This is a genomic window from Kosakonia sp., assembly GCF_032052965.1.
In the GTDB taxonomy this organism is placed as follows: domain Bacteria; phylum Pseudomonadota; class Gammaproteobacteria; order Enterobacterales; family Enterobacteriaceae; genus Kosakonia.
The window spans coordinates 31,383-45,571 of sequence record NZ_DAMBVN010000020.1 but is presented as its reverse complement, the minus strand read 5'-3'; the positions used below and the strand labels follow the sequence as shown (position 1 = coordinate 45,571).

14 protein-coding genes are annotated in these 14,189 nt (G+C 53.4%); 8 read left to right on the top strand and 6 right to left on the bottom strand.

Annotated features, from left to right (window positions below):
* Positions 1-2: 2 nt before the first annotated feature.
* From yidC to rpmH, 4 genes are read right to left on the bottom strand one after another with little or no spacing between them, the layout of a single operon-like run.
* Entirely contained in the window at positions 3-1,646 is a 1,644-nt protein-coding gene (gene yidC / locus RTX30_RS19255) for a membrane protein insertase YidC (protein ID WP_312691772.1), read from the bottom strand.
* A 2-nt stretch (positions 1,647-1,648) separates the two neighbouring features.
* Positions 1,649-1,906, bottom strand: coding sequence for a membrane protein insertion efficiency factor YidD (yidD, locus tag RTX30_RS19250; protein WP_312691771.1), 258 nt, complete (start codon positions 1,904-1,906; stop codon positions 1,649-1,651).
* Positions 1,870-2,229 (bottom strand): ribonuclease P protein component, encoded by a 360-nt coding sequence (gene rnpA / locus RTX30_RS19245; RefSeq protein WP_017458071.1) that lies wholly within the window; start codon positions 2,227-2,229, stop codon positions 1,870-1,872. Before rnpA ends, yidD begins: the two co-directional genes overlap by 37 nt.
* A gap of 16 nt (positions 2,230-2,245) precedes the next feature.
* Positions 2,246-2,386 carry a 50S ribosomal protein L34 gene (gene rpmH / locus RTX30_RS19240; protein ID WP_000831330.1) on the bottom strand — a complete coding sequence of 47 codons (141 nt, stop codon included), beginning with the start codon at positions 2,384-2,386 and terminating at the stop codon, positions 2,246-2,248.
* A 607-nt stretch (positions 2,387-2,993) separates the two neighbouring features.
* Between rpmH and dnaA the strand changes: the two genes are divergently transcribed.
* The 5 genes from dnaA (at position 2,994) to yidA (ending at position 10,127) form a co-directional block, all read left to right on the top strand.
* Positions 2,994-4,391, top strand: a complete 1,398-nt coding sequence (gene dnaA, locus RTX30_RS19235; protein ID WP_312691770.1) for a chromosomal replication initiator protein DnaA — start codon at positions 2,994-2,996, stop codon at positions 4,389-4,391.
* Positions 4,392-4,395: 4 nt separating this feature from the next.
* Complete coding sequence (dnaN, locus tag RTX30_RS19230; RefSeq protein WP_312691769.1) at positions 4,396-5,496, top strand: DNA polymerase III subunit beta; 1,101 nt, start codon at positions 4,396-4,398, stop codon at positions 5,494-5,496.
* A gap of 147 nt (positions 5,497-5,643) precedes the next feature.
* Positions 5,644-6,717 carry a DNA replication/repair protein RecF gene (gene recF / locus RTX30_RS19225; protein WP_312691768.1) on the top strand — a complete coding sequence of 358 codons (1,074 nt, stop codon included), beginning with the start codon at positions 5,644-5,646 and terminating at the stop codon, positions 6,715-6,717.
* 28 nt (positions 6,718-6,745) lie between these two features.
* Entirely contained in the window at positions 6,746-9,160 is a 2,415-nt protein-coding gene (gene gyrB, locus RTX30_RS19220) for a DNA topoisomerase (ATP-hydrolyzing) subunit B (protein ID WP_312691767.1), read from the top strand.
* A 154-nt stretch (positions 9,161-9,314) separates the two neighbouring features.
* The gene (gene yidA / locus RTX30_RS19215) at positions 9,315-10,127 is read left to right on the top strand and encodes a sugar-phosphatase (protein ID WP_312691766.1); all 813 of its coding nucleotides are present in this window, start codon (positions 9,315-9,317) and stop codon (positions 10,125-10,127) included.
* A gap of 21 nt (positions 10,128-10,148) precedes the next feature.
* Here yidA and RTX30_RS19210 read toward each other — a convergent pair whose 3' ends face one another.
* On the bottom strand, positions 10,149-11,237 hold the full coding sequence (locus RTX30_RS19210) for an FAD-binding protein (protein ID WP_312691765.1): 1,089 nt from the start codon (positions 11,235-11,237) through the stop codon (positions 10,149-10,151).
* 124 nt (positions 11,238-11,361) lie between these two features.
* On the opposite strand from RTX30_RS19210, the gene RTX30_RS19205 reads away from it, so the two are divergent.
* The gene (locus RTX30_RS19205; RefSeq protein WP_312691764.1) at positions 11,362-12,588 is read left to right on the top strand and encodes a DUF3748 domain-containing protein; all 1,227 of its coding nucleotides are present in this window, start codon (positions 11,362-11,364) and stop codon (positions 12,586-12,588) included.
* Between the two features lies 1 nt (position 12,589).
* On the opposite strand, the gene RTX30_RS19200 is transcribed toward RTX30_RS19205, so the two are convergent.
* Entirely contained in the window at positions 12,590-12,919 is a 330-nt protein-coding gene (locus RTX30_RS19200; RefSeq protein ID WP_312691763.1) for a YceK/YidQ family lipoprotein, read from the bottom strand.
* Between the two features lie 315 nt (positions 12,920-13,234).
* Between RTX30_RS19200 and ibpA the strand changes: the two genes are divergently transcribed.
* Together ibpA and ibpB are read left to right on the top strand one after the other, a co-directional pair.
* Positions 13,235-13,648, top strand: coding sequence for a small heat shock chaperone IbpA (gene ibpA, locus RTX30_RS19195; protein ID WP_312691762.1), 414 nt, complete (start codon positions 13,235-13,237; stop codon positions 13,646-13,648).
* Between the two features lie 109 nt (positions 13,649-13,757).
* Entirely contained in the window at positions 13,758-14,186 is a 429-nt protein-coding gene (gene ibpB / locus RTX30_RS19190; RefSeq protein ID WP_312691761.1) for a small heat shock chaperone IbpB, read from the top strand.
* Positions 14,187-14,189 lie beyond the last annotated feature (3 nt).

Below are 14,189 nucleotides of genomic sequence, written 5' to 3'. Positions count from 1 at the left end.
TATCAGGAGCTTTTCTTCTCGCGGCTATGCAAACCACGTTTCTCCAGACCACGATAAATCAGTTGCTGCTGAAGAATGGTTACCAGGTTGCTGACGATATAGTACAGCACCAGACCTGACGGGAACCACAGGAAGAACACCGTGAAGATGACCGGCATAAAGGTCATGATTTTCTGCTGCATCGGGTCGGTCACGGTGGTCGGCGACATCTTCTGAATGAAGAACATCGTTACGCCCATCAGGATCGGCAGGATGTAGTACGGGTCTTGCGCAGACAGGTCATGGATCCACAGGGCGAACGGCGCATGACGCAGTTCAATGGAGCCCATCAACATGTAATACAGCGCCAGGAAGATTGGCATCTGAATGAGCAGCGGGAAGCAACCGCCCAGCGGGTTTACTTTCTCCGCTTTGTACAGCGCCATCATCTCCTGACTCATACGCTGTTTATCGTCACCCAAACGTTCACGCATAGCCTGAATTTTCGGCTGCAGCATGCGCATTTTCGCCATTGAGGTGTACTGCGCTTTAGTCAGCGGGTACATGATGCCACGGACGATAAAGGTGATAGCGATGATTGAGAAGCCCCAGTTACCCAGGAAGCTGTGGATCCATTTCAGCAGTTTGAACAGCGGCTGAGAGATAAACCACAACCAACCGTAATCCACGGTCAGATCCAGGTGCGGTGCAGCTGCAGCCATTTTGTCCTGAATTTCCGGACCCACCCACAGGGTGCTGTTCAGCAGACCTGTCTGGCCAGGCTGAACCGTTATCGGCTGAGATTTATAGCCGATAGCCGCAACGCCATTGCCCAGGTTGCTGGTGTAGAAGTTGTTTGCACCATCGTTACGCGGGATCCAGGCTGTCGCAAAATACTGTTGCAACATCGCCACCCAACCGCCATTAGAGCTGACGTTCAGGTTTTCGTTATCGGCGATGTTATCGAACTTGTATTTCTCATACTTCGCATCAGGTGTGGAGTAGGCTGCGCCGCGGAAGGTATGCAGCGCAAAGTTGCTGCTGCCTGTGTCACGGTGAGCCGGCAGATTAATGGATTGTTTCAGCTGGCCGAAGGTTGCCACTTCCAGCGGTTTTTCGCTGGTGTTCTGCACGCTATAACCAACGTTCACCGCATATTCACCGCGTTTCAGGGTGAAGGTTTTGGTGAAGGTGTTGCCCGCGGCATCAGTATAGGTCAGCGGGATTGCCAGTTCGTTCTGGCCATCCGCCAGCACAAACGCATCTTTTTCCACGTTATACAGCGGACGCGGACCATTTGCCGGGTTATCCGGGCCATTCGGACCGGTCAGGCCGCTTTGCGCCTGGTAGATAAATTCCGGGGTGGTTTCCAGCAGTTGGAACGGCTCGCTGGAGCCCAACTCTTTCGGGTAACCCGGAAGTTGCGCCTGCTCAACATCACCACCACGGGTGTTGATGGTCAGATCAAGCACATCGGTCTTAACCGTTATCAGTTTCCCCTGGCCACTGGCCGGCACGCCCTGGTTGGCTGCGCTACCCGCTGCGGTGGTCGTAGTCTGCGTGGTCTGTTGCGCCGGAGGAGGATTTTTATCCTTCTCCCACGTCTGCCAGATCATGAAAGACACGAACAACAAAGCGATGATAAAAAGATTGCGTTGCGAATCCATCGTTAGTGTTCTCTGGTTTTAGAAGGTCCTGGCGGGACGGGATCGTCTCCACCCGGGTGTAAAGGGTGGCATTTTAATACGCGTTTCACTGTCAACCAACTGCCTTTTATCACTCCAAACCTGCGCAATGCCTCAATTCCATAGTGAGAGCAAGACGGCGTGAAACGGCAGTGCGGCCCAAGTAGCGGACTAATCAGGCGCTGATAGACCCTGATCAGGCCTATCAGGACCCTTGAGCCAGGCGACAATGGCGGCGCCATAATTTTTCCAACGCTTCCGAGAGAGCACGGTTATCGAGGTCGGCAACCCCTTTCTTCGCCACCACCACAAAATCCATTGCCGGCAGTTCATGCTGGCGTAAACGGAAACTTTCACGCGTCAGACGTTTAATCCGATTGCGTTCATGGGCACGTTTGACGTTTTTTTTGGCGACGGTAAGACCGATACGGGGATGCCCCAGCGAATTCAGGCGGCCGAGGATGGTAATTTGCGGCGTGCCAGCCCGTTGTGGCTGCTGGAAGACGAAAGTGAAATGAGTGGGAGTTAACAAACGTAACTCCCTGGGAAAAGCGAGCTTAACCACTCAGGGGTTAGCTTTATTACTTGGAAACGGTCAGACGTGCGCGGCCTTTAGCGCGACGACGAGCCAGAACCTGGCGACCATTTTTAGTAGCCATACGAGCACGGAAGCCGTGAGAACGGTTGCGCTTCAGTACAGACGGTTGAAAAGTGCGTTTCATGGCGATTTCTACCTAAACTTGAATAAATTCACTGACTTTTGCGTATGCCTGAACGGATATCGAACGACTGGCGCGCAAGCCATGGGTAATTAAAGAGGCCGGATTGTAATAATTGTACACTCCGGAGTCAATTCTCTTTCCTTATAGCGCACGTATTTTCGCACATAATCGCGCGAAAAATAAGCAGCATTCGACGACAGAATAAGAGCATAACGCGCCGGGGGCAGGATTATACGGAGCTCGTTACAAAGCGCAAGGATCCTCGAGGATCTTCATTAGATCGTTTAAGCCATAAATCGGCATTACTCATTAAATTTTCCAATATGCGGCCTAAATCGTCCCGCGGCTGGCCCTGGATCGTTTACACTTACCCGGTTCCAAATCGCCCTGTGGATAAATCGTGAAGAATCTGTGAGAAACACAAGATCTCTGACGCGGTTTACGCTATGATCCGCGGTCCCGATCGCGATCCAGGATCGTGAGCAGGGCAAAAAAACCGTAAATAGCGGTTCGCACGTCACCCGGTTGGGTCTTATCGACGTGTGTCAAAAAACATTAATGTTTCTGTCTTTACTATTTATCGATTTTCGTTCGAGTGGAGTCCGCCGTGTCACTTTCGCTTTGGCAGCAGTGTCTTGCCCGACTGCAGGATGAGTTACCAGCCACAGAATTCAGTATGTGGATACGCCCTTTGCAGGCGGAACTGAGCGATAACACGTTGGCTTTGTATGCGCCAAACCGTTTTGTCCTCGATTGGGTTAGAGATAAATATCTCAACAATATCAATGGACTGCTGAATGACTTCTGCGGTGCGGACGCCCCACAACTGCATTTTGAAGTCGGTTCCCGCCCGGTTAACCAGACTCTGAGAGAGCCCGCCAGTGTTGCCGCGCCCGCTCAGGCTGCTCAGGTGATCGTGCAACGCGCTGCGCCTGCCGCGCGCCCAGGCTGGGACAATGTTCCTGCGCCGGCGGAACCCACCTACCGCTCTAACGTTAATGTGAAACATACCTTTGATAACTTCGTTGAAGGTAAATCTAACCAGCTGGCGCGCGCGGCAGCCCGTCAGGTGGCCGACAACCCAGGCGGCGCTTATAATCCGCTGTTTTTATATGGCGGCACCGGTCTTGGTAAAACCCACCTGCTGCATGCGGTGGGCAACGGTATTGTGGCGCGCAAGCCCAATGCCAAAGTGGTGTATATGCACTCCGAGCGTTTTGTCCAGGACATGGTAAAAGCCCTGCAAAACAATGCGATCGAAGAGTTTAAACGCTACTACCGTTCCGTTGATGCGCTGCTGATTGACGATATTCAATTCTTTGCCAATAAAGAACGATCCCAGGAAGAGTTTTTCCACACCTTTAACGCCCTGCTGGAAGGCAATCAGCAGATCATTCTTACCTCGGATCGTTATCCGAAAGAGATCAACGGCGTTGAGGATCGTCTGAAATCCCGTTTTGGCTGGGGCTTAACCGTTGCGATCGAACCTCCGGAGCTGGAAACCCGTGTGGCGATCCTGATGAAAAAAGCCGATGAAAACGATATTCGCTTGCCGGGTGAAGTCGCTTTCTTTATTGCAAAACGTCTGCGCTCCAACGTCCGCGAGCTGGAAGGGGCGCTGAACCGTGTTATCGCCAACGCCAACTTTACCGGCCGGGCAATTACCATTGATTTTGTGCGTGAGGCGCTGCGCGATCTGCTGGCGTTGCAGGAAAAACTCGTCACTATCGACAATATTCAAAAGACGGTGGCGGAGTATTACAAGATCAAGGTGGCGGATCTGTTGTCCAAGCGTCGCTCCCGTTCGGTTGCTCGCCCACGTCAGATGGCGATGGCGCTGGCAAAGGAGTTGACCAACCATAGTCTGCCGGAAATCGGCGATGCATTTGGCGGTCGCGACCATACTACCGTTCTGCATGCCTGCCGCAAGATTGAGCAGTTGCGTGAAGAAAGCCATGATATCAAAGAAGATTTTTCCAATTTAATCCGAACTTTATCTTCGTGACGCTATGAAATTTACCGTAGAACGTGAACATTTATTAAAGCCGCTGCAACAGGTTAGCGGCCCGCTGGGCGGACGCCCTACGTTGCCGATCCTCGGAAACCTGCTGCTTCAGGTGACCGAAGGTGCGTTGTCGCTGACCGGTACCGACCTCGAAATGGAGATGGTTGCCCGGCTTGCGCTGATGCAACCGCACGAGCAAGGCGCGACGACAGTTCCCGCGCGTAAGTTTTTTGACATCTGTCGTGGTCTGCCGGAAGGCGCAGAGATCGCGGTGCAGCTTGAAGGCGAGCGAATGCTGATCCGTTCCGGGCGCAGCCGTTTCTCGCTTTCTACCCTGCCGGCCGTCGACTTTCCGAATCTTGACGACTGGCAAAGCGAAGTGGAGTTCACGCTGCCGCAGGCGACCATGAAACGCCTGATCGAAGCGACGCAGTTTTCGATGGCTCACCAGGATGTGCGTTACTACTTAAACGGCATGCTGTTCGAAACCGAAGGTGAAGAGCTGCGCACCGTCGCTACTGATGGCCACCGTCTGGCTGTCTGCTCTATGCCGATTGGCGAATCGCTGCCAAACCATTCGGTGATCGTACCGCGTAAAGGTGTGATTGAGCTGATGCGTATGCTTGACGGCGGCGATACGCCGCTGCGTATACAGATCGGCAGCAACAATATTCGCGCGCATGTCGGCGATTTTATCTTTACTTCGAAGCTGGTTGATGGCCGTTTCCCGGATTATCGCCGCGTATTGCCGAAAAACCCGGATAAAACGCTGGAAGCGGGCTGCGACCTGTTGAAACAGGCGTTTGCGCGTGCGGCGATCCTCTCAAACGAGAAATTCCGCGGTGTGCGTCTGTACGTCAGCGAGAATCAGATCAAAATCACGGCTAACAACCCGGAGCAGGAAGAAGCGGAAGAGTTTCTCGACGTGACCTATGCCGGCAGCGAAATGGAGATCGGCTTCAACGTTAGCTATGTGTTAGATGTCCTGAATGCGCTGAAGTGCGAAAATGTGCGCATTCTGCTGACCGATTCGGTGTCGAGTGTGCAGATTGAAGACGCGGCGAGTCAAAGCGCAGCCTATGTCGTTATGCCAATGCGGCTGTAGAATCTGAAAAGGGGCTGGTTTACTTGCTATTTCGTCTTCCGGCAGTGCTCGAAATGCTCACGTACTTCGTGTACGCTCCGCTTTCTGCGCGCTGGCGGTAGATGAACTGGCTGCGACACTCACGCCCCTGGACTGATGCTCTGAACTATGTCATTGACCCGCCTTCTCATTAAAGACTTCCGTAATATCGAGAACGCAGATCTCGCGTTATCTCCCGGCTTTAATTTCCTGGTTGGCGCTAACGGCAGCGGCAAAACCAGTGTTCTGGAAGCTATCTATACGCTGGGTCATGGCCGGGCGTTTCGCAGTTTACAAATCGGCCGTGTGATCCGCCATGAGCAGGAGGCGTTTGTTCTGCATGGCCGTTTACAGGGCCAGGAGCGTGAAACCGCCATCGGGCTGACGAAAGATAAGCTTGGCGACAGCAAAGTACGCATTGACGGCACAGACGGCCATAAAGTGGCGGAACTGGCGTTGCTTATGCCTATGCAGCTGATCACGCCCGAGGGATTTACATTACTCAACGGCGGCCCCAAATACCGAAGAGCCTTCCTCGATTGGGGATGCTTTCACAACGAAGCCGGTTTTTTTACCGCCTGGAGCAATCTCAAACGGCTGCTGAAACAGCGTAACGCCGCGTTGCGCCAGGTGAGTCATTACGCGCAGCTACGTCCGTGGGATAAAGAACTGATCCCGCTGGCAGAACAGATCAGCCGCTGGCGCGCCGAGTACAGCGCAGCCATTGCTGAAGACATGGCGGATACCTGCCAACAGTTTTTGCCCGAGTTTTCCCTGACGTTCGGCTTTCAGCGTGGATGGGAAAAGGAGACGGATTACGGCGAAGTGCTGGAGCGCAATTTTGAGCGTGACCGCATGCTGACTTATACCGCGCATGGCCCGCATAAGGCGGATTTCCGCATACGGGCAGATGGCGCCCCGGTTGAAGATACGCTGTCTCGCGGGCAGCTAAAACTCCTGATGTGCGCGCTGCGCCTGGCGCAGGGGGAATTTTTAACCCGAGAAAGCGGGCGCCGCTGTTTATACCTGATAGATGATTTTGCCTCGGAACTTGATGATGCGAAGCGCGGGCTGTTAGCAAGCCGCCTGAAAGCCACGCAGTCTCAGGTTTTTGTCAGCGCGATCAGCGCCGAACACGTGATGGACATGTCGGACAAAAATTCGAAGATGTTCACCGTGGAAAAGGGTAAAATAACGGATTAACCCAAGACTAAATGAGCGAGAAACGTTGATGTCGAATTCTTATGACTCCTCCAGTATCAAAGTCCTGAAAGGGCTGGATGCGGTGCGTAAGCGCCCGGGTATGTATATCGGCGATACGGATGACGGCACCGGTCTGCACCATATGGTATTCGAGGTGGTAGATAACGCTATCGACGAAGCGCTCGCAGGGTACTGCAAAGATATTATCGTCACCATTCACAGCGATAACTCGGTATCTGTTCAGGATGACGGCCGTGGGATCCCGACCGGTATTCACCCGGAGGAAGGGGTATCTGCTGCTGAAGTGATCATGACCGTACTGCACGCCGGCGGTAAGTTTGACGATAACTCCTATAAAGTCTCCGGTGGTCTGCACGGTGTTGGCGTTTCTGTGGTTAACGCCCTGTCGCAGAAGCTGGAACTGGTTATCCAGCGTGATAATAAAGTGCACCGTCAGATTTATGAGCACGGTGTTCCGCAGGCGCCACTTGCCGTAACTGGCGATACCGAAAAAACCGGTACCATGGTGCGTTTCTGGCCGAGCTACGAAACTTTTACCAATGTGACCGAGTTCGAATACGAAATTCTGGCGAAGCGTCTGCGCGAGCTGTCATTCCTGAACTCTGGCGTTTCTATTCGTCTGCGCGATAAGCGCGACGGCAAAGAAGATCATTTCCATTACGAAGGCGGTATCAAAGCCTTTGTTGAGTACCTCAATAAAAACAAAACGCCGATCCACCCGAACATCTTCTATTTCTCTACTGAAAAAGACGGTATTGGTGTTGAAGTGGCGCTGCAGTGGAACGACGGTTTCCAGGAAAATATTTACTGCTTTACCAACAACATTCCGCAGCGTGACGGGGGGACTCACCTCGCCGGTTTCCGTGCGGCAATGACCCGTACGTTGAACGCGTACATGGATAAAGAAGGGTACAGCAAGAAAGCCAAAGTCAGCGCCACCGGTGATGATGCCCGTGAAGGTCTGATTGCCGTTGTTTCTGTCAAAGTGCCGGATCCGAAGTTCTCCTCCCAGACCAAAGACAAGCTGGTCTCCTCTGAGGTGAAATCGGCGGTAGAGCAGCAGATGAACGAACTGCTGAGCGAATACCTGCTGGAAAATCCGTCGGACGCTAAAATCGTTGTCGGTAAAATTATTGATGCGGCGCGTGCCCGTGAAGCAGCGCGTAAAGCCCGTGAAATGACCCGCCGTAAAGGCGCGCTGGACCTGGCTGGCCTGCCGGGTAAACTGGCGGATTGCCAGGAGCGTGACCCGGCTCTGTCCGAACTCTACCTGGTGGAAGGGGACTCGGCGGGCGGTTCTGCGAAGCAGGGCCGTAACCGTAAGAACCAGGCTATTCTGCCGCTGAAAGGGAAAATCCTTAACGTTGAGAAAGCGCGCTTCGACAAGATGCTCTCTTCTCAGGAAGTGGCGACGCTGATCACCGCCCTGGGCTGCGGTATTGGCCGCGATGAGTACAACCCGGACAAACTGCGTTATCACAGCATTATCATCATGACCGATGCGGACGTGGATGGATCGCACATCCGTACCCTGCTGCTGACTTTCTTCTACCGTCAGATGCCTGAAATCGTTGAACGCGGTCACGTCTACATTGCGCAGCCGCCGCTGTACAAAGTGAAGAAAGGCAAGCAGGAACAGTACATTAAAGATGATGAGGCTATGGACCAGTACCAGATCGCTATCGCGCTGGATGGTGCAACGCTGCATACCAACGCCAGTGCGCCAGCTTTAGCGGGCGAGCCACTGGAAAAACTGGTTGCCGAGTACAACGCCGCGCAGAAGATGATTGGGCGTATGGAGCGTCGCTTCCCGCGTACGCTGCTGAAAGCGCTGGTTTATCAGCCGACACTGACCGAAGCCGATCTGGCCGATGAGCAAAAAGTTACCCGTTGGGTGAACACGCTGATCAGCGAACTGAACGAGAACGAACAGCACGGGAGCCAGTGGAAGTTCGATGTTCACGTTAACAGCGAGCTGAACCATTTCGAGCCGATCATTCGCGTGCGTACCCACGGTGTGGATACCGACTATCCGCTGGATAACGAGTTTATTGCCGGCGGTGAGTACCGTCGTCTTTGCACCCTTGGCGAAAAACTGCGTGGTCTGATTGAAGAAGACGCCTTTATCGAACGTGGTGAGCGTCGTCAGCCGGTTGCCAGCTTCGAGCAGGCGCTTGACTGGTTGGTCAAAGAGTCCCGCCGTGGTCTGGCTATTCAGCGTTATAAAGGTCTGGGCGAAATGAACCCGGATCAGCTGTGGGAAACCACTATGGACCCGGACAGCCGTCGTATGCTGCGCGTGACCGTGAAAGATGCGATTGCTGCCGATCAGTTGTTCACCACCCTGATGGGCGATGCCGTAGAACCGCGTCGCGCCTTTATCGAAGAAAACGCCCTGAAAGCGGCGAACATCGATATCTGATTATCCTTCAGCCGGATCGGGCGTAAACCCTGACCGGCTTCAAAAAGGGGAATTCCGGTTCCCCTTTCTGGCCCCTTTTTCCACCCGCCGCGCTGCTGTTTTTTGAGCGGAATCGCGTTAGCATGAGGCTGGAAAAATCTCATCTGGGGATCTCATGGCTATTAAACTGATTGCAATCGATATGGACGGCACACTGTTGCTGCCGGATCACACCATTTCTCCCGCCGTTAAAAACGCTATTGCCGCCGCTCGCGAACGGGGTATTAACGTTGTGCTGACCACCGGTCGCCCCTATGCCGGTGTTCACAGCTATATGAAAGAGCTGCATATGGAGCGGGAGGGCGATTACTGCATTACCTATAATGGCGCGCTGGTACAAAACGCCAGCGACGGCAGCACGGTGGCGCAAACCACGCTGAGCTATGACGATTACCGCTATCTGGAAAAATTGTCGCGAGAGGTGGGTTCACACTTTCACGCGCTGGATCGCAACACGCTCTATACCGCCAACCGCGATATCAGCTACTACACAGTGCATGAGTCCTACGTTGCTACCATCCCTCTGGTGTTCTGTGAAGCAGAGAAAATGGACCCGGCAACCCAGTTCCTCAAGGTGATGATGATTGATGAGCCGACCATACTGGATCAGGCGATCACCCGCATTCCACAGGAAGTGAAAGAGAAGTATACCGTGCTGAAAAGTGCGCCGTACTTCCTCGAAATACTGGATAAACGCGTCAATAAGGGCACAGGCGTAAAATCTCTTGCCGATGTGCTGAATATTAAACCGGAAGAGATCATGGCAATTGGCGATCAGGAAAATGATATCGCAATGATTGACTATGCCGGCGTTGGTGTAGCGATGGATAACGCAATTCCTTCCGTAAAAGAGGTTGCTGATTTTGTTACGAAATCCAACCTTGAAGATGGTGTTGCCTGGGCCATTGAGAAGTTCGCGCTGAACTGATGCGTGATACTGGCAAGGGCATTACGCCCTTGCCTCCGAAGTCGGTTTTTCTTGAGACTGAGGAATATGCGCAACACCGCTTTGCATGATCAGTTTACGCAGCCATGGTGTCGTCAGGCATTTGTTTTTGATGATTTTCCCCCACAGTTTTACCCGCAAACCCAGGGTTTTGCGATGGTAGACGGCGTTCGCGTTTTTAGGGGCTGAACGCAGAATTTCGCTAAGAATTTCAGCGCTGTCCAGCGCATAGCTAATGCCCTCCAGCGAACTGGCGCTAATAAAACCGGCCGCTTCGCCAACCAGAAATGCATCCTCTTTTCCACACACAAAATCGCCCCAGCGAGACGGGCACAACACCGTACATTTCTCGCTTTTCACCACGTCGCCAAAACGGAAATCCATCTTTTCCAGCCGTGTCTTCAGCGCGGCAAAACACTCGCGGCTGTTCTTCAGCGCAAACGCGCCGCCAAAAATAAAGTAGCCATCTTTGCTGATGCTCCACGCGTAACAGTCGGTGGTCGCATTATCAAAAACACAGGCGTAAAAAGGCCGGTCATGCTTTTCTTTAAACCACTGCTGCAACGCAACATACTTGCGGATCTCGTGCTCAGGGTAGAGTACCCGCCGTACCATGGAGTTCGCACCGTCTGCACCGATTAAATAACGACAGGTGACGGTTGTTTCTTCCCCTTCAACACAAAAAACAAGATACCAGAGCCCGCTTTCACGCCAGATTTTGCGACACAGCGCATCGTGGTGCACCGTCACAGAGGCCGGGATCAGCGACTTCATCCACAAGTCGAAGGCGTGGCGATCGATATTCAAGTAACTGCGCTGGTAGTTACGCGTGATGTTACTTTGCACATCAACCGTGCGGACGCTGAAAATTTGCGGATCGGCCATCACCTGGACCGGCAGCGTAATGCCGGCACGAATAAACGAGCGTTGAGCGTCCGGTGCCAGCAAACCACCACACGGTTTTTTAAATCCCTTATCCCCGCTGCGCTGCTTTTTATCCAGCGCGATCACACTGAGATGTCCTGCCAGTTGCCGCGCCAGCGCCGCCCCTGCCGGGCCAAGACCAATAATTGCTACATCAAAATGTTGCATCTCTTCCTCCTGTGTCAGCGAAGCGATGCTAAAACGCGTGTGTGAAGTGACCATGAAGTGAGGTGTAGGCTAACGTCTCGCATTGCTATACCCTGAAACGCCATTATCGCTTCAGGGTACTTCCATGAAACAGATCACGTTTGCCCCGCGCAATCATCAACTGACCAATATCAACTGCTGGACGGCGGACAGCCAGTGGCTGGTGTTTGACGTCCGGCCTTCTGGCGCGTCCTTTACCGGTAAAACTATCGAGCGGGTTAATGTGCAAAACGGTGTGGTGGAGGTGCTATATACCGCGTTGCAGGGGGCGCATGTTGGCGTTGTGACGGTGCACCCGCAGGCGGAAAAATATGTATTTATTCATGGGCCAGAAAACCCGGACGCCAGCTGGCAGTATGATTTTCACCACCGTCGTGGGGTTGTCACAGAAGCGGGGCAAACACACAACCTGGATGCCATGGACATCACCGTGCCTTATACAGCGGGGGCGTTGCGTGGCGGTACGCATGTGCATGTCTACAGCCCGAATGGCCAGTTTGTTAGCTTTACTTATAACGACCATGTGATGCATGAATTATCCCCGACGCGGGATCAGCGTAATGTAGGCGTAGCTACACCTTTTGGCCCGGTCACGCCGCCCGGTTCGCATGCCCGTGAATATGGTGGGAGCCACTGGAGTGTGCTGGTCAGTTGCACCACGCCCACCCCTGTGCCGGGGAGCGATGAGATTAATCGTGCTTACGAAGAGGGCTGGGTGGGCAATCAGCGCCTGGCTTTTATTGGCGACACGCTGTCGCTTCGCGGCGAAAAAGTCCCTGAATTGTTTATTGTTGCGCTACCGGCAGACGAGCAAGGCTGGAAAACCGCTGGCGCAGCGCCGCTGCAAGGCTCGCCTGACACGCTGCCTGCCCCACCTCTGGGTGTGGCGCAACAACGCCTGACGTTTACCCACTCCCGGCGCTATCCGGGGCTGGTCAATACGCCGCGTCACTGGGTTCGCGGTAATCCGCAGGGTACGGAGATTGCTTTCCTGATGCGCGATGACCACGGCATTGTCCAACTGTGGCTTATCAGCCCGGACGGCGGCGAGCCGCGCCAGTTAACGCAAACAGCTGGCGGCATCCAGTCAGCGTTTAACTGGCACCCTTCAGGCAATGCGTTAGGGTTTGTGCTGGAAAATCGTATTGCCCTTTGCGACGCGCAGCGGGGGGACATCACCTTTTTGACTGCCGATCATGAAAATCCGCCTTCGGCGGATGCCGTGGTCTTTTCGCCGGACGGGAAACACCTTGCCTGGATGGAGGAGGTTGAAGGTTTCCGCCAGTTATGGGTGACGGAAACCGGGTTCTAAGTTACTGCACGGGCATTGGTGCGGGCGGGATAACAGCGTTAGTCGCAAAATTAGCCTGCTCGCTCTTTTCCACGCGTGACTTGATGGAGTTGTCGCGGCGGAACAGATCCCACGGCAGCAGCAAGGTGTCTACAACGGCGGTGAAAGGCATATCCAGTACCACCAGCGACTTCATGCCGATGCCGGTATCATCGTCGGACAGCATGGTCGAGCTTGCGCGCGTACCCGGGTAAACCCCCTCTTTGCCGCCGGTATGAGACATCACGCTTGAGCACCCCGACAACATCATTCCGCTTAAAATCGCAAAAACTACCAGAGTATTTTTCATCATTGACTGATCATCGTTATATGCAGTGTGAACACTGTTTCCGGGTTTATAGCTTTCCTTACAGGAAAGGGACAGCGTTCTGGCTCCGCTCTGTGGCGGCATTCGCACTTTAACCATTTGTGCTGTGATCCCAGTCTATGCCTTGCTGCAGAAAGTGCAAAAAAAACTCTGGCCGATACCCTTGAAAAGAGACTTGCCAGCCACATTTTAAGAATACAGCCGGATAACACGCCGTAAGGGTGTTGGCTAACGTGTTCGACCCGGCCTGTCCATTATGGAAGGTTATTAACAATCTCGCTGATTTCAGGAGCTTTATGTATGCGTAACTTCGATCTTTCTCCGCTTTATCGTTCTGCTATTGGTTTTGACCGCCTCTTTAACCTGCTGGAAAATAATCAAAGCCAGAGTAATGGCGGCTACCCTCCGTACAACGTTGAGTTAGTGGATGAAAACCACTACCGCATCGCGATTGCTGTGGCTGGTTTCGCTGAAAGCGAACTGGAGATCACCGCACAGGATAACCTGCTGGTGGTGAAAGGCTCCCACGCTACCGAGCAAAAAGAACGCACCTATCTCTACCAGGGCATCGCGGAACGTAACTTCGAGCGTAAATTCCAGCTGGCGGAAAACATTCATGTCCAGGGCGCTAACCTGGTCGATGGCCTGCTGTATGTCGAACTGGAACGCGTGATCCCGGAAGAGAAAAAACCGCGTCGTATCGAAATCAACTAATTATCCCGGGTCGCTGCTGGCGGCCCATCCCGAACATGCTCGCCGTCAGGGAGCATATGTGAGCCGTGAGCTCGCAGGTATTCACTCGCTTCTTTGAAGGAGAAACACAATGCGTAATTATGATTTATCCCCCCTGCTGCGTCAGTGGATCGGTTTTGACAAATTGGCCAATGCCCTGCAAAGCACCACTGAACAACAGACATTCCCGCCTTATAACATTGAAAAGGGCGATGAAAATCATTACCGCATTACTCTTGCGCTGGCGGGGTTCCGTCAGCAAGAGCTGGATATCCAGCTGGAGAATGGTCGTCTGACCATTAAAGGCAACCCGGAGAAACCCGCCAATGAACCGAAGTGGCTTCATCAGGGGTTAGTGATCCAGCCGTTTAGCCTGAGCTTTACGTTGGCGGACTTTATGGAAGTGTCCGGCGCGACCTTCAGCAATGGTCTGCTGCACATTGATTTACTGCGCAACGTACCGGAAAGCGCCGAACCGCAGCGTATAGCGATCAGCAATCGCCCGGCGCTAAACAGCTAAAGG